20 protein-coding genes are annotated in these 20094 nt (G+C 52.6%); 14 read left to right on the forward strand and 6 right to left on the reverse strand.

Going from position 1 to position 20094, the window contains the following annotated elements; translation table 11 throughout:
- Position 1: 1 nt before the first annotated feature.
- Positions 2-1162 carry a cystathionine gamma-synthase gene (metB, locus tag HV237_RS22995; protein WP_047357761.1) on the reverse strand — a complete coding sequence of 387 codons (1161 nt, stop codon included), beginning with the start codon at positions 1160-1162 and terminating at the stop codon, positions 2-4.
- Between the two features lie 265 nt (positions 1163-1427).
- Between metB and metJ the strand changes: the two genes are divergently transcribed.
- Positions 1428-1745 carry a met regulon transcriptional regulator MetJ gene (gene metJ, locus HV237_RS23000; RefSeq protein ID WP_003825168.1) on the forward strand — a complete coding sequence of 106 codons (318 nt, stop codon included), beginning with the start codon at positions 1428-1430 and terminating at the stop codon, positions 1743-1745.
- A 53-nt stretch (positions 1746-1798) separates the two neighbouring features.
- On the opposite strand, the gene HV237_RS23005 is transcribed toward metJ, so the two are convergent.
- From HV237_RS23005 to rpmE, 3 genes are all read right to left on the reverse strand, one after another.
- A complete protein-coding gene (locus tag HV237_RS23005) occupies positions 1799-3223 on the reverse strand; it encodes a glycoside-pentoside-hexuronide (GPH):cation symporter (protein ID WP_016155266.1) in 1425 nt (474 codons plus the stop codon).
- A gap of 87 nt (positions 3224-3310) precedes the next feature.
- Complete coding sequence (locus HV237_RS23010) at positions 3311-3991, reverse strand: oligogalacturonate-specific porin KdgM family protein (protein ID WP_016157918.1); 681 nt, start codon at positions 3989-3991, stop codon at positions 3311-3313.
- 339 nt (positions 3992-4330) lie between these two features.
- Positions 4331-4543 (reverse strand): 50S ribosomal protein L31, encoded by a 213-nt coding sequence (gene rpmE, locus HV237_RS23015; protein ID WP_008787040.1) that lies wholly within the window; start codon positions 4541-4543, stop codon positions 4331-4333.
- A gap of 257 nt (positions 4544-4800) precedes the next feature.
- Between rpmE and priA the strand changes: the two genes are divergently transcribed.
- The 7 genes from priA to rraA all read left to right on the forward strand — a co-directional run bounded on the left by priA (position 4801) and on the right by rraA (position 12787).
- On the forward strand, positions 4801-6999 hold the full coding sequence (gene priA, locus HV237_RS23020; protein ID WP_047357762.1) for a primosomal protein N': 2199 nt from the start codon (positions 4801-4803) through the stop codon (positions 6997-6999).
- Between the two features lie 156 nt (positions 7000-7155).
- Positions 7156-8181 (forward strand): DNA-binding transcriptional regulator CytR, encoded by a 1026-nt coding sequence (gene cytR / locus HV237_RS23025; RefSeq protein WP_016157916.1) that lies wholly within the window; start codon positions 7156-7158, stop codon positions 8179-8181.
- Between the two features lie 93 nt (positions 8182-8274).
- Entirely contained in the window at positions 8275-9249 is a 975-nt protein-coding gene (gene ftsN / locus HV237_RS23030) for a cell division protein FtsN (protein WP_072034356.1), read from the forward strand.
- A 91-nt stretch (positions 9250-9340) separates the two neighbouring features.
- Positions 9341-9871 (forward strand): ATP-dependent protease subunit HslV, encoded by a 531-nt coding sequence (gene hslV, locus HV237_RS23035; protein WP_003028805.1) that lies wholly within the window; start codon positions 9341-9343, stop codon positions 9869-9871.
- Between the two features lie 9 nt (positions 9872-9880).
- On the forward strand, positions 9881-11212 hold the full coding sequence (gene hslU / locus HV237_RS23040; RefSeq protein WP_003028803.1) for an HslU--HslV peptidase ATPase subunit: 1332 nt from the start codon (positions 9881-9883) through the stop codon (positions 11210-11212).
- Between the two features lie 67 nt (positions 11213-11279).
- Positions 11280-12209: a 1,4-dihydroxy-2-naphthoate polyprenyltransferase gene (gene menA, locus HV237_RS23045; RefSeq protein ID WP_016157915.1), complete on the forward strand. Its 930-nt coding sequence runs from the start codon at positions 11280-11282 to the stop codon at positions 12207-12209.
- Between the two features lie 92 nt (positions 12210-12301).
- Entirely contained in the window at positions 12302-12787 is a 486-nt protein-coding gene (rraA, locus tag HV237_RS23050) for a ribonuclease E activity regulator RraA (RefSeq protein ID WP_008787034.1), read from the forward strand.
- 221 nt (positions 12788-13008) lie between these two features.
- On the opposite strand, the gene zapB is transcribed toward rraA, so the two are convergent.
- On the reverse strand, positions 13009-13254 hold the full coding sequence (gene zapB / locus HV237_RS23055; protein ID WP_019077914.1) for a septal ring assembly protein ZapB: 246 nt from the start codon (positions 13252-13254) through the stop codon (positions 13009-13011).
- 428 nt (positions 13255-13682) lie between these two features.
- On the opposite strand from zapB, the gene HV237_RS23060 reads away from it, so the two are divergent.
- The 4 genes from HV237_RS23060 (at position 13683) to fpr (ending at position 18047) form a co-directional block, all read left to right on the forward strand.
- Positions 13683-14528 carry an MIP/aquaporin family protein gene (locus HV237_RS23060; RefSeq protein ID WP_016155255.1) on the forward strand — a complete coding sequence of 282 codons (846 nt, stop codon included), beginning with the start codon at positions 13683-13685 and terminating at the stop codon, positions 14526-14528.
- Between the two features lie 22 nt (positions 14529-14550).
- Positions 14551-16059, forward strand: coding sequence for a glycerol kinase GlpK (glpK, locus tag HV237_RS23065; RefSeq protein WP_016155254.1), 1509 nt, complete (start codon positions 14551-14553; stop codon positions 16057-16059).
- A 135-nt stretch (positions 16060-16194) separates the two neighbouring features.
- Positions 16195-17205 (forward strand): class II fructose-bisphosphatase, encoded by a 1011-nt coding sequence (gene glpX / locus HV237_RS23070; protein WP_016155253.1) that lies wholly within the window; start codon positions 16195-16197, stop codon positions 17203-17205.
- Between the two features lie 95 nt (positions 17206-17300).
- Positions 17301-18047 carry a ferredoxin--NADP(+) reductase gene (gene fpr, locus HV237_RS23075; RefSeq protein ID WP_016157907.1) on the forward strand — a complete coding sequence of 249 codons (747 nt, stop codon included), beginning with the start codon at positions 17301-17303 and terminating at the stop codon, positions 18045-18047.
- Positions 18048-18085: 38 nt separating this feature from the next.
- Here the strand turns inward: fpr and HV237_RS23080 are convergent, their stop codons facing one another.
- On the reverse strand, positions 18086-18517 hold the full coding sequence (locus HV237_RS23080) for a DUF805 domain-containing protein (RefSeq protein ID WP_047357763.1): 432 nt from the start codon (positions 18515-18517) through the stop codon (positions 18086-18088).
- A 100-nt stretch (positions 18518-18617) separates the two neighbouring features.
- On the opposite strand from HV237_RS23080, the gene HV237_RS23085 reads away from it, so the two are divergent.
- Together HV237_RS23085 and tpiA are read left to right on the forward strand one after the other, a co-directional pair.
- Complete coding sequence (locus HV237_RS23085; protein WP_016155250.1) at positions 18618-19214, forward strand: YiiQ family protein; 597 nt, start codon at positions 18618-18620, stop codon at positions 19212-19214.
- A 111-nt stretch (positions 19215-19325) separates the two neighbouring features.
- Positions 19326-20093 carry a triose-phosphate isomerase gene (gene tpiA / locus HV237_RS23090; RefSeq protein ID WP_003028783.1) on the forward strand — a complete coding sequence of 256 codons (768 nt, stop codon included), beginning with the start codon at positions 19326-19328 and terminating at the stop codon, positions 20091-20093.
- Position 20094: the final 1 nt, after the last annotated feature.

A 20094-nucleotide genomic window follows, 5' to 3' on the forward strand; every position in this document is an offset into this window, starting at 1 on the left:
TTTACCCCTTGTTTGCAGCCCGGAAGCCATTTTCCAGGTCGGCAATTAAATCTTCGCCATCTTCAATACCGGTGGAGATACGCAACAGCGTTTCCGAAATTCCGGCAGCAGCACGCGCTTCTGGCGCCATTCCCGCGTGTGTCATGGTTGCGGCATGGGAGATCAGACTTTCAACGCCCCCTAACGATTCCGCCAGCGTAAACAATGACAACCCGCCGAGGAAGCGACGCAGCGTTTGCTCATCGCCATCCAGCTCAAAACTCAACATCGCGCCAAACCCTTTTTGCTGACGCGCGGCAATCTCATGGCCCTGATTTTCCGGCAATGACGGGTGATACAATTTTTTCACCAGCGGCTGAGTTTGCAGATAATCCACAATCGCCTGAGCATTACGTTGCGCCACCTCCATACGAGGTGACAGAGTACGCAGGCCGCGCAACAGCAGATAACTATCAAACGCGCCGCCGGTCACACCAATATTATTCGCCCACCATGCCAGTTCAGTGACCATTTCCGGATCTTTTGCTATCACCACACCAGCCACTACGTCGGAGTGACCGTTTAAATATTTCGTGCATGAATGCAACACCAGATCGGCGCCTAATGCCAGTGGATTTTGCAGTGCCGGGCTTAAAAAAGTGTTGTCCACCACGCTGACCGCACCAGCCTCGCGCGCCAGCTGGCAGATTTTCGCGATATCCACCACGCGCAGCAGCGGGTTGCTTGGGCTTTCTACCAGCACCAGCTTCGGTTTTTCCGCCAGTGCCGCCTGCAACGCCTGCTCATCTCCTTGATCGACAAACAGTACGCGATAACAGCCACGCTTTGCCAGGCTGTCAAACAGACGATAGCTCCCGCCGTAGCAGTCGTGTGGTGCGACCAGCAGATCGCCAGGCTTGAGGAATACCGTAGTCACCAGATGAATCGCCGACATGCCGGTATTGGTCAGTACTGCCCCCGCCCCACCTTCCAGTTCCGCCAGCGCACGCTGAACGACATCACGCGTTGGGTTACCGCGACGCGAATAGTCATGGGCGCGAGGCTCATTAAAACCGGTAAAGTTATAGGTGCTGGAGAGGTGGATCGGCGGGACAACGCAACCGTACTGTTCGTCGTCATTTAACCCGCTACGCACTGCGATGGTGGCCTGTTTACGCGTCATATTGAGGAGATCCTGGCTGAGTCGGTGAAAAGTCAGACACCAGAGTAATCATAGTTACGATAGCCGTCAATACATCTGGACATCTAAACTTCTTTGCGTATAGATTGAGCAAACCGGAAATAGCCGTTAAAATTATATGCATTAGCGTACATCTGCGTCGGCTTACTTCGTGTCAGGGCCACGCCACTACGATAAACTACGCGCAATTATGGTCCGGGCTCAGGTTCTGGCCTCAATATTAATGACAAAGAGGATTAGGTATCTCATGGCTGAATGGAGCGGCGAATATATCAGCCCATACGCTGAGCACGGTAAGAAGAGTGAGCAAGTCAAAAAAATTACGGTTTCCATTCCTCTGAAGGTGTTAAAAATCCTTACCGATGAACGCACGCGTCGTCAGGTTAACAACCTGCGTCACGCCACCAACAGCGAACTGCTGTGTGAAGCGTTTCTGCATGCTTTTACCGGGCAACCATTACCCAACGATGACGACCTGCGTAAAGAGCGCAGCGATGAAATCCCGGAAGAAGCAAAGGTAATTATGCGTGAACTGGGTATCAACCCGGAAACGTGGGAATACTGATTTTTCAAGACAGATGAGAAAAGGCGGGATTACTCCCGCCGCTTCTCACTACGTTACTTACTGATACCATTAATCTTATTCAATGTTTCTTCCATTTTGAGCGTCTCTTTACGGTTCAATGGATAGAAATAAATCAGAATGACCGCTGCCAAAAACAGGCATAAAGCCGGTAACAGATTTGCCATCGTATAGATGTTTTCCTGCACAATGCTGGTTTGCACAGCGCCGCCCGTTGACGAAGATTGATAACCAATGATGGCCAGCATAAAGCCGCCAATAGCCCCAGCGCACGCCTGGCCAACCTTGCGGGCGAAGAAGTTCACGCCATAGACGGTCCCATCTTCACGATCGCCGGTGACATACTGGTGATAATCACACACATCGGTCATAAACGCCCAAATCATCAGGTTGAATAACCCGGCACCCAGCGTCGCCAGGAACAGGAAAACCAAATAAACCTTCGCGTCGGTAATGTGAGTGAAGTACATAATCACATACATGGCTACCGCAAAGAGCAGCGCGCCTACGCTGGCTTCTTTCTTACCAAAGCGCTTCGTGAGCCAGGATGCCGAGGGTGCCAGCAAAACCAGAGAGCCAAAGGTGAATAGCAATGCAACGGACATGGCCTCTTTGTTATGGAAATAGTCATTAAACAGGTAAGTCATGTTGGTACCAGACAACCCCTGATTAATCACAATCAGCAGATCCACAACCACTAAAACAATTAGCGCTTTATTGCGTATCAGCCCCTTCAGCAGCACAGAAACCGGCATGCTCTCTTTTCTTTCCACCCGCACGCGTTCCGTCGTTAACTGACAGGTCAACGTTAAAAAGATAAACCCCAGCACAGAACAACCAATGGCAATCCAGAAGAAATGCTGTCCAGAGATCACCTGGCTTCCGTCCACCAGAGTGGTGTACATCAGGATCGGAATAAAAAAGCCGGTTGTCCCGCCGCCGATGGCGGACCCAACGCTGCGCCAGGTTGACAGCGATACGCGATCTTCCGGATTCGAGCTAATCGCCGCAGACATGGCACCATACGGAATACTCACTGTCGATAACAGCGAACCGTAAATAAAATAGGAACAGCAGATGTAGATAATTTTCGCCGTATAAGAAAAATCATGCACAAACGGCAGGAACAGGACGACCGCAATGATGCAAAACGGGTACTTCATGCGGCGCACCCAGGGGTTAAATCGCCCATGTACCGTCAGTTTAGAGGTATCACATAAGCGCCCTACGCCAACGTCGACAAACGCATCAAAGAGTTTGGTCACAAAATAGAGTGAACCAACAATAACACCGGAAATACCGAGTACGTTGGTGTAATAAATCATTAAAAAACTATTTACCAGCCCAAGAATAAAACAGGTTCCGAGGTCACCACATAAATAACCAAATTTATCTCTTAATCCGAAAGGCCTGACGGCAATATTTTGATTGCTTCCGATCATTGTTCCATCATTAGACATGATGTTAACTCCTTAGACACATTATTCACGCAAACTATGCGTATACCGATGCTCAGCGTAATAAATCGATACGAAGTGTATTAACGGTCAGAAGTTATAACCGAGACCAACGCGATAGCGGGTCTGACGATCGTCTGTGGTTGTGGTGTTATACCCCGAGGAAACGTTACCCACCTCAACAAATGGAACCCATGAGCCTATTTTATACGCCACACGGAAGTTATATTCGTAATCGTCTTTTCGGTTGTTATATAAATCTTCGCTATCGGCAATTTTATAAATGCCATTTAGCTCAAACATCCAGTCATTGATGTTATAACCGAGCCATGCTTCCGGACGATAGACCATGCGGTCATCCTTGCCGTCAGTGTTTCTGCGCATATACTCCTGACGATAGCGGAACGCGGTCCACCAGTGGTCATTGATGTTATACTGCACGCGAATATAAGGCTTATAAATCGCGATGTTATCGCCCGTTTCGATCGCAATACCCGGCTGCCAGACAAGGTCCTTCCAGGTGAATTGGTAGCTCGCCGTATACTCGTTGCCATTACTTTCCATATTATTCCACGCATCATTAGATTGCGTATTTTCGGAACGTGAAATGGCCTCGACTGCGACACCAAAACCAGTAGCAAAACGATGCGACATATAAACACGGTCGTAATTACGACCATCATCATAATATTCATGTCGATAATCAACATAACCCGCTTGCGCGGCCGCAGAGAATAATGAAATCAGTAATAACGCGGATTTAAATTTCATGACCATCCCTCTTCACACTAAATCTAGGAAATTGCCCATCTCGCTCCGTCCATAAATGAAGAAACGATGAAGGAATAAGAATAATTTTATATTTCCACGAAAGTGTATTTTAGAAAGAAGGAAGAAACCTTTGGTATTTTGCCAAAGATTGGCATATGTGGCAAAAACAAGAAGATAAAAAGGACGCAGATCACCAGTTGAAACATTTTATCGTAAAAATAAAAACGCTGTTTTATTTATTAAATAAAAGACATTATTCAATACATCAATACGAATTTCAGTCTGCAGGCGCAGATACAAAAAAAGCGCCATAAGGCGCTTTTTTCTGACAGCTGAAACTTACTTGCTGCCTGGGATGCTGAAACGCTTGTTGAAGCGATCAACACGGCCACCGGTAGCAACATCACGCTGCTTGCCAGTATAGAACGGGTGGCACTGACCGCACACGTCCAGGTTCAGATCGTGACCGACGGTAGAGCGGATTTTCATGACGTTACCGCAAGAGCAGTTTGCAGTAATTTCTTCGTATTTCGGGTGAATATCTTTTTTCATGGGAAAACCTCGGTTTAAGGCCGCGTCGCTCTTCCAGCCCTAACGCCAGACACCACGCGATGTTAATTATTCCCCGTCACCTTTCACGCTGCATCAACAGCCTGAAACTCTCGGGTAATGGTCATTGTTTGACGCAATCAATTTGCATCAAAGGCGGCGAATCATACAGAAATTAACCTGCTCATGCAAACTGATCCGCATTCTACCCTTCACTAATGTGTATACTAACCCGCCAGATTTCAAGTCAGGATGATTCAATGCCCGTTGCGCACGTTGCCTTACCCGTTCCGCTACCTCGCACCTTTGACTACCTGCTGCCGGAAGGCATGAGCGCCAAAGCTGGGTGTCGTGTACGCGTGCCCTTTGGCAAGCAACAGGAGCGCGTGGGCATCGTTCTATCCGTCAGCGAGCACAGCGAACTGCCGCTGAGCGAATTGAAAGCCGTTCTCGAAGTGCTGGACAGCGAGCCGGTTTTTTCGACCTCCGTCTGGCGTCTGCTGTTGTGGGCGGCTGACTATTACCATCACCCTATCGGCGACGTACTGTTTCATGCCCTGCCGATCCTGCTGCGCCAGGGACGCCCGGCGACAAACGCGCCCATATGGTACTGGTTTGCCACTGAAGAAGGTCAGGTTATTGATCTCAACAGCCTCAAGCGCTCTCCCAAGCAACAGCAGGCGCTGGCTGCGCTACGCCAGGGAAAAATCTGGCGCGACCAGGTGGCTGAGCTCGAATTTAATGACGCCGCATTACAGGCGCTGCGGAAAAAAGGGCTGTGCGATCTGGCGAGCGAAACGCCTGGTTTTAGCGACTGGCGTACCCACTACGCGGTTTCCGGTGAGCGTCTTCGACTGAACACCGAGCAAGCCACCGCCGTCGGGGCGATTCACAGCGCCGCGGACAGTTTTAGCGCCTGGCTATTAGCGGGCGTGACGGGCTCAGGCAAAACAGAGGTCTATCTAAGCGTACTGGAAAATGTCCTGGCCCAGGGCAAACAGGCGCTGGTGATGGTGCCGGAGATTGGCCTGACGCCGCAAACTATTGCCCGTTTTCGCGAACGCTTCAATGCGCCAGTCGAAGTCCTGCACTCCGGTTTGAACGACAGCGAACGTCTTTCGGCCTGGCTGAAAGCAAAAAATGGCGAAGCGGCGATTGTTATCGGCACGCGCTCGTCGCTGTTTACACCGTTTAAAAATCTCGGCGTGATTGTCATCGACGAAGAGCATGACAGCTCTTATAAACAGCAGGAAGGCTGGCGCTATCATGCGCGCGATCTCGCGGTTTATCGCGCCCACAGCGAGCAGATCCCGATTATTCTCGGCTCAGCCACTCCGGCTCTGGAAACGCTGTGCAACGTGCGACAGAAAAAATATCGCATGCTACGCCTGACGCGACGTGCCGGAAATGCGCGCCCCGCCACTCAGCACGTGCTGGATCTCAAAGGTCAGCAGGTGCAGGCCGGACTCGCCCCTGCGCTTATCACCCGTATGCGTCAGCACCTGCAGGCGGATAACCAGGTGATTCTGTTTTTGAACCGCCGGGGCTTTGCTCCTGCACTGCTGTGCCATGACTGCGGCTGGATTGCCGAATGTCCGCGCTGCGATCACTACTACACGCTGCATCAGGCACAGCACCATTTACGCTGCCACCACTGCGACAGCCAGCGCCCAATACCACGTCAGTGCCCTTCCTGCGGCTCAACGCATATGGTTCCGGTTGGACTCGGCACCGAACAGCTTGAGCAGGCTCTGGCCCCTTTTTTCCCCGGCGTGCCAATCTCACGCATCGATCGCGACACCACCAGCCGTAAAGGGTCGCTGGAGCAGCATCTGGCGGAAGTACATCGCGGCGGCGCACGAATTCTGATCGGCACGCAAATGCTGGCCAAAGGCCACCACTTCCCGGACGTCACCCTGGTGGCGCTTCTGGACGTTGACGGCGCGCTGTTCTCTGCAGATTTCCGGTCGGCAGAACGCTTCGCCCAGCTTTACACGCAGGTCTCCGGGCGAGCAGGACGCGCCGGGAAACAGGGCGAAGTGGTGCTACAAACGCACCATCCTGAGCATCCGCTGCTGCAAACTTTGCTGTACAAAGGTTATGACGCGTTTGCCGAGCAGGCGCTGGCCGAGCGACAAACGCTCCAGCTTCCACCGTGGACCAGCCATGTGATCGTGCGGGCAGAAGATCATAACAACCAGCATGCGCCAATGTTCTTACAACAGTTGCGAAATCTGATCCAGGCCAGTCCGCTTGCCGATGACAAACTGTGGGTGCTCGGCCCGGTTCCCGCCCTGGCCCCCAAGCGCGGCGGTCGCTATCGCTGGCAAATTTTGTTGCAACATCCGTCGCGAATTCGCCTGCAGCATATCGTCAGCGGTACGCTGGCGCTGATCAATACGTTACCCGATGCACGTAAGGTTAAATGGGTGCTGGATGTCGATCCCATCGAGGGATAATCCCTCACGATGCGAGGCGGATCGTAAAATTAAAGATCCATCACACTTTTTATGAAAATTCTGTAACCGCTTCCATTAACTATCTGATAAAAATGTTTCAGATGAAGGCTATTCAAGGACGAGTCTGTGCCAGCAGCTCTCTGGCGAGGAGAAAGAGTGAAACCGAATAAGCAGGTTGCCGCCGCTACGATGAAAGATGTTGCTCTGAAGGCGAAAGTCTCAACGGCAACCGTATCCCGCGCATTAATGAACCCGGACAAAGTCTCGCAGTCAACCCGTAACAAGGTTGAACAGGCTGCGCTGGAAGTGGGATATTTACCCCAATCAATGGGACGCAACGTTAAGCGTAATGAATCACGTACCATTCTGGTGATTGTGCCGGATATCTGCGATCCGTTTTTTAGCGAAGTGATTCGCGGCATAGAAGTGACCGCCGCTGAGCAGGGATATCTGGTGCTTATCGGCGACTGCGCCCACCAGAATCAGCAGGAAAAGACCTTCCTCAACCTCATTATCACCAAGCAGATCGATGGCATGGTGCTGCTCAGTTCGCGACTGCCGTTTGATGCCAGCGTGGAAGAGCAGCGCAACTTGCCGCCGATGGTCATGTCCAACGAGTTCGCGCCAGAGCTGGAACTCCCCACCGTGCACATTGATAATCTCACCGCCGCCTTCAACGCGATGAACTATCTGCTGGAACTGGGGCATAAACGCATTGGCTGTATCGCCGGACCAGAGGATATGCCGCTGTGCCATTACCGTCTGCAAGGTTACGTTCAGGCATTGCGCCGCAGTGGAATTACGGTCGATCCGCATTTCATCGCGCGTGGTGACTTTACCTATGAAGCGGGAGCCAATGCGCTTAAGCAACTCCTTGAGCTTCCACAGCCACCTACTGCGGTCTTTTGCCACAGCGATGTCATGGCGCTGGGGGCACTCTCTTACGCCAAACGTCAGGGTCTGAAGGTACCTGACGATTTATCCATCATTGGCTTTGATAATATTTCGCTCACGGAATTTTGTGATCCACCCCTGACAACCGTCGCACAGCCGCGTTTCGATATCGGACGTGAAGCTATGCTGTTACTGCTCGATCAACTACAAGGTCAGAACGTCAGCAGTGGCTCACGTTTACTGGACTGCGAGCTTATTATTCGGGGCACTACCCGGGCACTGACGTAAAGTAAAGTGCTTTCGGACTCCCCTGTCTGGTCAAAGGCCCGCCGCTTAAGTAACATGGCGGGCTGACGAACGAATAAATACAGCGAAACGATAGTGGCACAACGAGATTATGTACGTCGCGGCCAACCGGCACCTTCGCGGCGCAAGAAGAGCACATCACGGAAAAAACAACGCAATACGCCTGCGGTATCGCCCGCTATGGTTGCTATTGCTGCAGCCGTACTCGTGACCTTTATCGGTGGTCTGTACTTCATTACGCATCACAAGAAAGAAGAGTCCGAAACGCTGCAAAACCAGAAAGTCACCGGTAATGGCATCCCGCCAAAACCGGAAGAGCGCTGGCGATACATCAAAGAGCTGGAAAGCCGTCAGCCTGGCGTACGTGCGCCTACCGAACCGTCTGCAGGCGGCGAGGTACTGAACGCCGATCAGCTTACCAATGAGCAGCGCCAGTTGTTGGCGCAAATGCAGGCCGATATGCGCCAACAGCCAACGCAGCTCAACGAAGTACCGTGGAACGAACAAACTGCGGAACAACGCCAGCAAACGCTGCAGCGTCAACGTCAGGTGCAACAGCAGCAGTGGAATAACACCCAACAGCAGGCTCAACAGCCGCGCCAACGGGTAACAGAACAGCCGTACCAGCAGCAGCAAACGCGTACTGCGCAAGCCGCACCGGTACAGCAGCCGAAGGCGCAGCCAAAACCGGCGGCCCAACAGCCGTATCAGGATCTACTGCAAACACCTGCGCATACCACCGCCGCTCAGCCGAAAACGCAGCCGGCCGCGCCGATAACAAATGAAACGCAGCCGCCAAAACAGACGGCGGAGAAAAAAGATGAACGCCGCTGGATGGTACAGTGCGGCTCATTTAAAGGCGCTGAGCAGGCAGAAACCGTGCGCGCGCAGTTGGCTTTTGAAGGCTTCAACTCACGTATTACCACCAATAACGGCTGGAATCGCGTGGTCATTGGTCCGGTCAAAGGCAAAGAGAATGCCGACAACACCATCAGCCGCCTGAAAGTTGCTGGTCACACAAACTGCATTCGACTCGCCACTGGGGGTTGAAACCCCCAAAATCCCCCCCATCTATACTTGCATTACGCCCCGCATACTGCGCGGGGCCTGTGTTTTGCATTTGTAACCAAGGGGTCTGCTCGTGACAACAATAGTAAGCGTACGCCGTAACGGCCATGTGGTAATCGCCGGTGATGGTCAGGCCACACTGGGTAACACCGTAATGAAAGGCAACGTGAAGAAAGTCCGCCGTCTGTACAACGACAAAGTCATCGCGGGCTTTGCGGGCGGTACTGCGGATGCATTCACGCTGTTTGAACTGTTTGAACGCAAGCTGGAAATGCACCAGGGTCACCTGGTGAAAGCTGCCGTTGAACTGGCAAAAGACTGGCGTACCGACCGTATGCTGCGCAAACTCGAAGCGCTGCTGGCCGTTGCGGATGAAACTGCATCACTCATCATCACCGGTAACGGCGACGTCATCCAGCCAGAAAACGATCTGATTGCCATCGGCTCCGGCGGTCCCTACGCCCAGGCTGCTGCACGCGCTCTGCTGGAAAACACCGAGCTTGGCGCACGCGAGATTGCTGAGAAAGCGTTGGATATTGCAGGGGATATCTGCATTTATACCAACCACTTCCATACCATCGAAGAATTGAACTCCAAAGCGTAAGGATCCCCCATGTCTGAAATGACCCCACGCGAAATTGTCAGCGAACTGAACAAACACATCATCGGCCAGGATAACGCTAAGCGTTCCGTGGCGATTGCCCTGCGTAACCGCTGGCGCCGCATGCAGCTCAACGAAGAGCTGCGCCATGAAGTTACGCCGAAAAACATTCTGATGATTGGCCCAACCGGCGTCGGTAAAACCGAAATCGCCCGTCGTCTGGCAAAACTGGCCAACGCGCCGTTCATCAAAGTTGAAGCAACGAAATTCACCGAAGTCGGCTATGTTGGTAAAGAAGTTGACTCTATCATCCGCGATCTGACCGATGCTGCCATCAAAATGGTCCGCGTTCAGGCCATCGAGAAAAACCGCTTCCGTGCCGAAGAGATGGCGGAAGAGCGCATTCTCGACGTGCTGATCCCACCGGCTAAAAATAACTGGGGACAGTCAGAGCAGCCGCAGGAACCTTCAGCAGCGCGTCAGGCGTTCCGTAAAAAACTGCGTGAAGGCCAGTTGGATGATAAAGAGATCGAAATCGATCTCGCGGCCGCACCGATGGGCGTTGAAATCATGGCGCCTCCGGGAATGGAAGAGATGACCAGCCAGCTACAGTCCATGTTCCAGAACCTGGGCGGTCAGAAGCAAAAACCGCGTAAGCTGAAAATCAAAGACGCGATGAAGCTGCTGATTGAAGAAGAAGCGGCCAAACTGGTGAATCCGGAAGAGCTGAAACAGGAAGCTATCGACGCCGTTGAGCAACACGGAATCGTGTTTATCGACGAAATCGACAAAATCTGTAAGCGCGGCGAATCCTCCGGCCCGGACGTGTCCCGTGAAGGCGTACAGCGCGACCTGCTGCCGCTGGTTGAAGGCTGCACGGTCTCCACTAAACACGGTATGGTGAAAACAGACCACATTCTGTTTATTGCCTCTGGCGCATTCCAGGTAGCGAAACCGTCTGACCTGATCCCGGAACTGCAGGGTCGTCTGCCGATTCGTGTCGAGCTGCAGGCGCTGACCACCAGCGATTTTGAGCGTATCCTTACCGAACCGAATGCCTCCATCACCGTCCAGTACAAAGCGCTGATGGCGACCGAAGGTGTGGACATCAACTTCACCGAATCGGGCATTAAACGCATTGCCGAAGCGGCCTGGCAGGTCAATGAAACCACCGAAAACATCGGTGCACGTCGTCTGCATACCGTTCTCGAGCGTCTGATGGAAGATATTTCCTATGATGCGAGCGATTTAAACGGCCAAAGCATCACAATTGATGCCGAATATGTGAGCAAACATCTGGATGCGCTGGTCGCAGATGAAGATCTGAGCCGTTTTATCCTATAATCGCGTTCAATGCATTTTCATCACTGTTGATGGGGCTGATAAAGCCCCATTTTTATTGGCGCTAAATATGACTGAACAACAAAAAATTAGCCGCTCACAAGCCTGGCTGGAAAGTTTACGACCTAAGACCTTACCGCTCGCCTTCGCGGCGATCATCGTCGGTACGGCATTAGCATGGTGGCAAGGATACTTCGATCCGCTGGTTGCTCTGTTGGCATTGATTACGGCAGGACTGCTGCAAATTCTGTCCAACCTCGCTAACGACTATGGCGATGCCGTCAAAGGCAGCGACAAGCCCGACCGCATTGGACCACTGCGCGGTATGCAAAAAGGGGTTATCACCCAACAGCAGATGAAGCGTGCGCTGATCGTTACCGTGGTGTTGATCTGTCTGTCGGGTCTGGCCCTGGTTGCTGTGGCCTGTCACACGCTGGCGGATTTTGTCGGTTTCCTGGTACTTGGTGGCCTGTCGATTATCGCGGCGATCACCTACACCGTGGGTAATCGCCCTTACGGATATATCGGTCTGGGCGATATTTCCGTGCTGGTATTCTTTGGCTGGCTTAGCGTGATGGGAAGCTGGTATCTGCAGGCGCATACGCTGATTCCGGCGCTGATTCTGCCTGCCACCGCCTGTGGCCTGCTGGCAACTGCCGTGCTCAACGTTAACAACCTGCGCGATATCAACAGCGACAGAGAGAACGGCAAGAACACGCTGGTAGTACGTTTAGGTGCCGTCAATGCCCGCCGCTACCATGCCTGCCTGCTGATGGGGACGCTGGTTTGTCTGGCGCTGTTTAACCTGTTTTCGCTACAAAGTCTGTGGGGATGGCTGTTTATCCTTGCCGCTCCGCTGCTTTTCAAACAGGCGCGTTACGTGATGCGCGAAATGGATCCTGCGGCAATGCGTCCGATGCTGGAACGCACCGTAAAAGCGGCGCTATTAACTAACTTGCTGTTTGTCGTTGGAATTTTCTTAAGTCAGTGGTCTCTTTAACTGACAAATATCAATTAACAATTGATGATTTTGCCAACAGTACACATAGCGCGATATACTAAAAATTCTCGCAGCAACTGAACGTTAAGCCTATGAAATACGATACATCCGAGCTTTGTGACATCTATCAGGAAGATGTCAACGTCGTGGAACCGCTGTTCTCTAACTTTGGAGGACGGTCGTCGTTTGGCGGACAAATCATCACGGTAAAATGTTTCGAGGACAACGGGTTGCTGTACGATCTGCTCGAACAAAATGGCCGTGGTCGCATTCTGCTGGTCGATGGCGGCGGTTCTGTCCGTCGTGCGCTGGTCGATGCCGAACTGGCACGACTGGCCGTACAGAATGAATGGGAAGGTCTGGTCATCTACGGCTCAGTCCGCCAGGTAGACGATCTGGAAGAACTGGATATCGGCATTCAGGCGATTGCCGCAATTCCGGTAGGTGCTTCAGGAGAAGGTATTGGGGAAAGCGATGTGCGCGTCAACTTTGGCGGCGTGACATTCTTCTCCGGCGACCACCTGTACGCCGACAACACCGGGATAATCCTCTCCGAAGACCCGCTCGATATCGAGTAAGTGAAAAAGGCACCGCAAGGTGCCTTTTTTATGCGTTGTCACTGATTGCCGGTTGGCGGCTTACGCCTTATCCGGCCTACAGGCACTCGCAGTCTACATCCTCTATAGATTTCGCGTCAGGGCAAGGCGGCAAGTAAGTGAATCCCCAGGAGCATAGGCCACTATGTGACTGGGGTGAATGTACGCAGCCAACGCCGCCATAACGTGAAATATGACGAGGATTAGACTTCTTCCATACGCCCCAACAGGGCATGCAGACGATCCTGCCAGCCGTTCTGCTGTTCTTTCAGGTTGTTGTTCTCACGCTCCAGCTCTTCACGCTGCTGCTGTGCAGACTGAACTTCCTGCGACAGTGAGTTGTTCTTTTCTTTCAGCTCTTCGATTTCCATCTGCAACAGCGTGATGGTATCAATCGCCTGCTGTACTTTTGCTTCCAGTTTCTCAAACACTTCTAATGACATCGTCATACCTCTCCTGAATTGCAAGGCGTTGATGGATAAAAATCCTCGTCCCGATAACCGGCGACGCCTTAATAAAAACGAGCGCACTCTACTTAACACCGATTGTATGAAGCCGCGTCATCCCTGTCCAGCGGCATCCCGCGCAGATTGCGGTTTGCAACACTTTTCGTCTTTCTCCTGGTGACATTACTATCATAACTCTTAAGTGTTAACGAATTGATCATTGAAATGATTCAGCTCACATTATTTTTGTATAACAAATACCGCGAAATGGCGCGATAACGCTCATTTTGTTGATGGAGTACACACATTTCAATTTCGATATTTCTCGTTTTTGAGCGTTAACGATAAATTAACAGTGTGCCTACCGGCTCCGGGGATGTCAGTGACCTTCTCGCATACAATAAACATTAAACTCTCTTCAGGATCCGATTATGAGTCAAACATCAACCTTAAAAGGCCAGTGCATTGCTGAATTCCTCGGTACCGGGTTGTTGATTTTCTTCGGTGTGGGATGTGTCGCTGCACTCAAAGTTGCTGGGGCTACTTTTGGTCAGTGGGAAATCAGTATCATCTGGGGTCTGGGGGTAGCGATGGCTATCTATCTGACCGCAGGCGTTTCTGGTGCACACCTGAATCCAGCGGTAACCATCGCACTCTGGCTGTTCGCCTGTTTTGATAAACGCAAAGTTGCTCCTTTTATTATTTCGCAAATTGCCGGCGCCTTTTGCGCAGCGGCACTGGTTTACGGGCTTTATTACAATCTTTTCATCGATTTCGAACAAACTAACCATATCGTGCGCGGCAGTACCGAGAGCCTGGGTCTGGCAGGTACTTTCTCGACCTATCCGAACCCGCATATCAATTTTGTGCAGGCCTTCGCGGTTGAAATGGTCATTACCGCTATTCTAATGGGGCTGATTCTGGCTCTGACCGACGATGGTAACGGTGTACCTCGTGGTCCGCTGGCACCACTGCTGATCGGCTTGTTGATCGCCGTTATTGGTGCTTCCATGGGTCCGCTAACAGGTTTTGCGATGAACCCGGCACGTGACTTCGGACCGAAACTCTTCGCCTGGATGGCCGGATGGGGTGAGATTGCCTTCACGGGTGGTCGTGATATCCCTTACTTCCTGGTCCCGGTGTTTGGCCCGATTACCGGCGCGATTTTAGGCGCATGGGCATATCGCAAACTGATTGGTCGCCATTTACCGTGCGATGTCTGCGCGATTGAAGAGAAAGACGTTGCGACCAACACTCAACAAAAAGCTTCGCAGTAATGTGACTACGGGACAAATAATCATGACTGAAAAAAAATATATCGTTGCGCTCGACCAGGGCACCACCAGCTCCCGCGCGGTCGTAATGGACCACGATGCGAATATCGTTAGCGTTTCACAGCGCGAATTCGAGCAAATCTACCCGAAAGCAGGTTGGGTAGAACATGACCCAATGGAAATTTGGGCGACCCAAAGCTCCACGCTGGTAGAAGTTCTGGCGAAAGCCGATATCAGTTCCGATGAAATTGCAGCGATCGGTATTACCAACCAGCGTGAAACCACCATCGTCTGGGAGCGTGAGACCGGTAAGCCTATCTATAACGCAATTGTGTGGCAGTGTCGTCGTACCGCGGATATCTGCGAAAAGCTCAAGCGCGACGGAATGGAAGAGTACATCCGTAATAACACGGGTCTGGTAATTGACCCGTACTTTTCCGGCACTAAAGTGAAGTGGATCCTCGACCACGTAGAAGGCTCACGTGAGCGCGCTCGCCGCGGCGAACTGCTGTTCGGTACGGTAGACACCTGGCTTATCTGGAAAATGACGCAGGGACGCGTACACGTAACGGATTACACCAACGCCTCTCGTACCATGCTGTTCAACATCCACTCCCTGGATTGGGATGACACGATGCTGGATGCGCTGGATATTCCGCGTGCAATGCTGCCAGAAGTGCGTCGTTCTTCTGAAGTGTACGGCCAGACCAACATCGGTGGTAAAGGCGGCATTCGTATTCCTATCTCCGGTATTGCCGGTGACCAGCAGGCCGCTCTGTTTGGCCAGCTGTGCGTGAAGGAAGGGATGGCGAAAAACACTTACGGTACCGGCTGCTTCATGCTGATGAACACTGGCGAGAAAGCCGTTAAGTCCGAAAATGGACTACTGACCACCATCGCCTGTGGACCGACCGGGGAAGTGAACTACGCGCTGGAAGGTGCGGTATTTATGGCTGGCGCATCCATCCAGTGGCTGCGCGATGAAATGAAACTCATCAGCGATGCATTCGACTCTGAATATTTCGCCACCAAAGTGAAAGATACCAACGGCGTGTACGTCGTTCCGGCATTCACAGGCCTTGGCGCACCGTACTGGGACCCGTATGCACGCGGAGCCATCTTCGGCCTGACTCGTGGCGTAAACTCCAACCACATCATCCGCGCAACGCTTGAGTCTATCGCTTACCAGACCCGTGACGTACTGGAAGCGATGCAGGCTGACTCCGGTATTCGCCTGCACGCCCTGCGCGTCGATGGCGGTGCGGTCGCCAACAACTTCCTGATGCAGTTCCAGTCCGATATTCTCGGCACGCGCGTTGAGCGCCCGGAAGTCCGCGAAGTCACCGCATTGGGTGCTGCGTACCTTGCCGGTCTGGCAGTAGGTTTCTGGCAGAATCTGGATGAACTGCAGGAGAAAGCGGTCATCGAGCGTGAATTCCGCCCTGGCATCGAAACCACCGAGCGTAATTTCCGTTACAGCGGCTGGAAAAAAGCGGTCAAACGCGCCATGGCGTGGGAAGATCACGACGAGTAATTCGTCATTGCCGGATGGCGACCTTACCTTGTCCGGCAATATCTTCGTGCGGGGGCAACCCCGCACACACATCAATAATCTAGTCCCCTCCCCTGTGCTACACTTCGCGCCATTCCTTTCAGCTACGAGTTTGCAATGAGACGAGAACTTGCCATTGAATTTTCACGCGTGACCGAAGCGGCCGCGCTGGCTGGCTATAAATGGCTGGGCCGCGGCGATAAAAATACCGCTGATGGCGCGGCGGTGAACGCCATGCGTATTATGCTCAACCAGGTCAACATCGACGGCACCATCGTGATTGGCGAGGGTGAGATTGATGAAGCGCCGATGCTGTTTATCGGCGAGAAAGTCGGAACCGGCCACGGTGATGCGGTCGACATCGCCGTCGATCCTATCGAAGGCACGCGTATGACGGCAATGGGCCAGGCGAATGCGCTGGCGGTGCTGGCTGTAGGCGATAAAGGCTGTTTCCTGAACGCGCCAGACATGTACATGGAAAAGCTGATTGTCGGTCCTGGCGCAAAAGGGTCCATCGACCTGAACCTGTCGCTGGAAACCAACCTGCGAAACATTGCAGCCGCGCTGAACAAACCACTGAGTGACCTGACCGTCACCATCCTGGCAAAACCACGCCATGACGAGGTTATTGCAGAGATGGCGAAACTGGGCGTACGCGTCTTCGCCATTCCTGACGGCGACGTTGCGGCCTCGATTCTGACCTGTATGCCAGACAGCGAAGTGGACGTGCTGTACGGTATTGGCGGCGCTCCGGAAGGCGTGGTTTCCGCGGCCGTCATCCGCGCGCTGGACGGCGACATGCAGGGCCGCCTGCTGGCGCGCCATGACGTCAAAGGCGACAGCGAAGAGAACCGTCGTATTGGCGAACAGGAACTGGCCCGCTGCACCGCGATGGGCATTGAAGCGGGCAAAGCGCTGCGTCTGGATGAAATGGCGCGCAGCGACAACGTCATTTTCTCCGCTACCGGCATCACCAAAGGCGATCTGCTGGAAGGGATCAGCCGTAAAGGCAATATCGCAACCACCGAAACGCTGTTGATCCGCGGCAAATCACGCACGATCCGCCGCATTCAGTCGATTCACTACCTCGATCGCAAAGATCCCGATGTGCAGGCGCACATCCTGTAATTGATTTGATCAATAGAGCCTTCCAGCCCATCCGGGCTGGAAATCTTTCGTCCAACGAACGAAGATAAGGCAATCAAAGCAGACAGGAGAAAACCATGGCAGATTGGGTAACAGGCAAAGTCACAAAGGTGCAGAACTGGACCGATGCCCTGTTTAGTTTGACCGTGCGAGCTCCGGTTCTTCCTTTCACTGCAGGTCAGTTCACCAAGCTTGGCCTTGAGATCGACGGTGAGCGCGTACAGCGCGCCTATTCCTACGTGAATGCGCCCGATAACCCCGACTTAGAATTTTATCTGGTGACGGTTCCCGACGGCAAACTCAGCCCTCAACTGGCGGCGCTAAAGCCTGGCGATGAAGTTCAGGTGGTGAGTGAGGCCGCTGGATTCTTCGTGCTGGATGAAGTCCCTGATTGCGAAACGCTATGGATGCTGGCAACCGGCACGGCTATCGGCCCGTATTTGTCGATTCTGCAACTAGGCAAAGATCTGGGTCGCTTTAAAAATCTGGTGCTGGTCCACGCCGCACGTTATGCCGCCGATTTGAGCTACCTGCCATTGATGCAGGCGCTGGAAAAGCGCTACGAAGGTAAATTACGCATCCAGACGGTTGTTAGCCGTGAGACAGCCGTAGATTCGCTGACCGGGCGTGTACCGGCGCTGATTGAAAGCGGTGAACTGGAAAAGGCGGTAGGGCTGCCAATGGATAAAGAAACCAGCCATGTGATGCTATGCGGAAATCCACAAATGGTACGCGACACGCAGCAACTGCTGAAAGAGACCCGGCAGATGACCAAACACCTGCGCCGTCGACCGGGCCATATGACTGCTGAACACTACTGGTGAGGGTTGCCGGGCGGCGCTTGCGCTTCTCCGGTCGACAACTACTGGCGCTCGGCTTTGTACTTTACGTCCTGCGTATCCTTACCATATTTATTTTCGTCCTGGGTGCCAATGAACGCGCCCAGATCGATGAGCATGCCGACCAGAATGAGCGTCGGAACAAAGCGACCAACCGCCCATTGCCAGACGCCGGGTAACATCGTCCAATTTCCGGCCAGCAGCATCCACGCCAAAATCATCAGCAGCGCCCACACTCCAGAACGTCCCCGATCGTGCAGGCGTTTTACCGTCACTGCCGCCGTCGGCCATAGCAGACAAACCAGACAAAATGCCGCAGTCTGAATATCGAGTAATTGCTTGCTCGCCAGCGAGAACAAAACCAGCATTCCGACGATCCACAGACCTATCCAAATCCAGAAATCACGGCGCCCGATGCGCCCTTTAAATGAGAATAACCACTGCTGTATGGTCATGTAAGTTCCTTTATTATTACCTTCCAGAACAGTTTACCCTTTTGACAAGCCCGACAGTTACCGTTTTAATCGTGAGCAGTCATAACGAAAGGTACGATTGATGAAGCAAGGATTTACACTGTTTTTATTATTGTTTTCAGCCTTCACCGCGAGCGTTGCGGCACGGGCGGAAGAGCCATCGACGGCAACCACAGCCCCCTATTTACTGGCGGGTGCGCCGACCTTTGACCTGTCGATTAGCCAGTTTCGCGAAAACTTTAATACGCAGAATCCGAAGCTTATCCTGAATGAGTTCCGCGCCATCGACAGCAGCCGCGATCGGGCAAACCTCACCCGCGCGGCCAGTAAAATCAATGAAAACCTGTATGCGTCCTCCGCCCTTGAGCGCGGCACGCTAAAAATCAAAAGTATGCAGATAACCTGGTTGCCGATTCAGGGACCAGAACAAAAGGCGGCCAAAGCGAAAGCGCTGGAATACATGACCGCCGTCATTCGTACCGTCGCCCCGCTACTCACGAAAGAGCAGAGCCAGAAAAAGCTGCAAAAACTGCTCGCTGCCGGCAAAGGTAAACACTATTACGCCGAAACAGAAGGCGCCATTCGCTATGTTGTGGCAGATAACGGTGAAAAAGGGCTGACCTTCGCTGTTGAACCGATTAAGCTGGCACTATCAGAAAGTCTTGAGAAGGCGAATTGATGACAAAAAGCAAAGCCTTTCCGCAGACGAATCTCTATACTGTTTCACAGACCATGCTGCCCTGACGGGCGGCCATATTCCTTAATTCGCTGACAAGCGTGGAGAAATGAAATGCGACATCCTTTAGTGATGGGTAACTGGAAACTGAACGGCAGCCGCCACATGGTAAACGAACTGGTTGCTAATCTGCGTAAAGAACTGGCTGGCGTTGCTGGCTGTGCAGTAGCAATCGCTCCGCCGGAAATGTATATCGACCTGGCGAAACACGCCGCTGCCGGTAGCCACATTATCCTGGGCGCGCAGAACGTTGACCTGAACCTGTCTGGCGCATTTACCGGTGAAACAAGTGCTGAAATGCTGAAAGATATCGGCGCGCAGTACATCATTATCGGTCACTCTGAGCGTCGTACTTACCACAAAGAGTCTGACGAGCTGATCGCTAAAAAATTCGCCGTGCTGAAAGAACAAGGTCTGACTCCGGTTCTGTGCATCGGTGAAACCGAAGCAGAAAACGAAGCGGGCAAAACTGAAGAAGTCTGTGCACGTCAGATCGACGCCGTTCTGAAAACTCAGGGCGCGGCAGCATTCGAAGGCGTCGTTATCGCTTACGAACCAGTATGGGCTATCGGTACCGGTAAATCTGCAACTCCTGCTCAGGCTCAGGCTGTTCACAAATTCATTCGTGACCACATTGCTAAAGCTGACGCGAAAATCGCTGAACAAGTTATCATCCAGTACGGCGGTTCCGTAAACGCAGCTAATGCAGCAGAACTGTTCGCTCAGCCGGATATCGATGGCGCGCTGGTTGGCGGTGCTTCTCTGAAAGCAGATGCCTTCGCGGTCATCGTTAAAGCAGCAGAAGCGGCTAAACAGGCGTAAT

Origin of the sequence: Citrobacter sp. RHBSTW-00570 (assembly GCF_013739755.1) — a bacterium.
Lineage (GTDB): Bacteria > Pseudomonadota > Gammaproteobacteria > Enterobacterales > Enterobacteriaceae > Citrobacter > Citrobacter braakii.

Excerpts from the sequence above, each read along its gene's own strand:
- metB (WP_047357761.1), bottom strand. The coding sequence starts at position 1,162 with ATGACGCGTAAACAGGCCACCATCGCAGTGCGTAGCGGGTTAAATGAC.
- metJ (WP_003825168.1), top strand. The coding sequence starts at position 1,428 with ATGGCTGAATGGAGCGGCGAATATATCAGCCCATACGCTGAGCACGGT.
- HV237_RS23005 (WP_016155266.1), bottom strand. The coding sequence starts at position 3,223 with ATGTCTAATGATGGAACAATGATCGGAAGCAATCAAAATATTGCCGTC.
- HV237_RS23010 (WP_016157918.1), bottom strand. The coding sequence starts at position 3,991 with ATGAAATTTAAATCCGCGTTATTACTGATTTCATTATTCTCTGCGGCC.
- rpmE (WP_008787040.1), bottom strand. The coding sequence starts at position 4,543 with ATGAAAAAAGATATTCACCCGAAATACGAAGAAATTACTGCAAACTGC.
- priA (WP_047357762.1), top strand. The coding sequence starts at position 4,801 with ATGCCCGTTGCGCACGTTGCCTTACCCGTTCCGCTACCTCGCACCTTT.
- hslU (WP_003028803.1), top strand. The coding sequence starts at position 9,881 with ATGTCTGAAATGACCCCACGCGAAATTGTCAGCGAACTGAACAAACAC.
- menA (WP_016157915.1), top strand. The coding sequence starts at position 11,280 with ATGACTGAACAACAAAAAATTAGCCGCTCACAAGCCTGGCTGGAAAGT.
- rraA (WP_008787034.1), top strand. The coding sequence starts at position 12,302 with ATGAAATACGATACATCCGAGCTTTGTGACATCTATCAGGAAGATGTC.
- zapB (WP_019077914.1), bottom strand. The coding sequence starts at position 13,254 with ATGACGATGTCATTAGAAGTGTTTGAGAAACTGGAAGCAAAAGTACAG.
- HV237_RS23060 (WP_016155255.1), top strand. The coding sequence starts at position 13,683 with ATGAGTCAAACATCAACCTTAAAAGGCCAGTGCATTGCTGAATTCCTC.
- glpK (WP_016155254.1), top strand. The coding sequence starts at position 14,551 with ATGACTGAAAAAAAATATATCGTTGCGCTCGACCAGGGCACCACCAGC.
- glpX (WP_016155253.1), top strand. The coding sequence starts at position 16,195 with ATGAGACGAGAACTTGCCATTGAATTTTCACGCGTGACCGAAGCGGCC.
- fpr (WP_016157907.1), top strand. The coding sequence starts at position 17,301 with ATGGCAGATTGGGTAACAGGCAAAGTCACAAAGGTGCAGAACTGGACC.
- HV237_RS23080 (WP_047357763.1), bottom strand. The coding sequence starts at position 18,517 with ATGACCATACAGCAGTGGTTATTCTCATTTAAAGGGCGCATCGGGCGC.
- HV237_RS23085 (WP_016155250.1), top strand. The coding sequence starts at position 18,618 with ATGAAGCAAGGATTTACACTGTTTTTATTATTGTTTTCAGCCTTCACC.
- tpiA (WP_003028783.1), top strand. The coding sequence starts at position 19,326 with ATGCGACATCCTTTAGTGATGGGTAACTGGAAACTGAACGGCAGCCGC.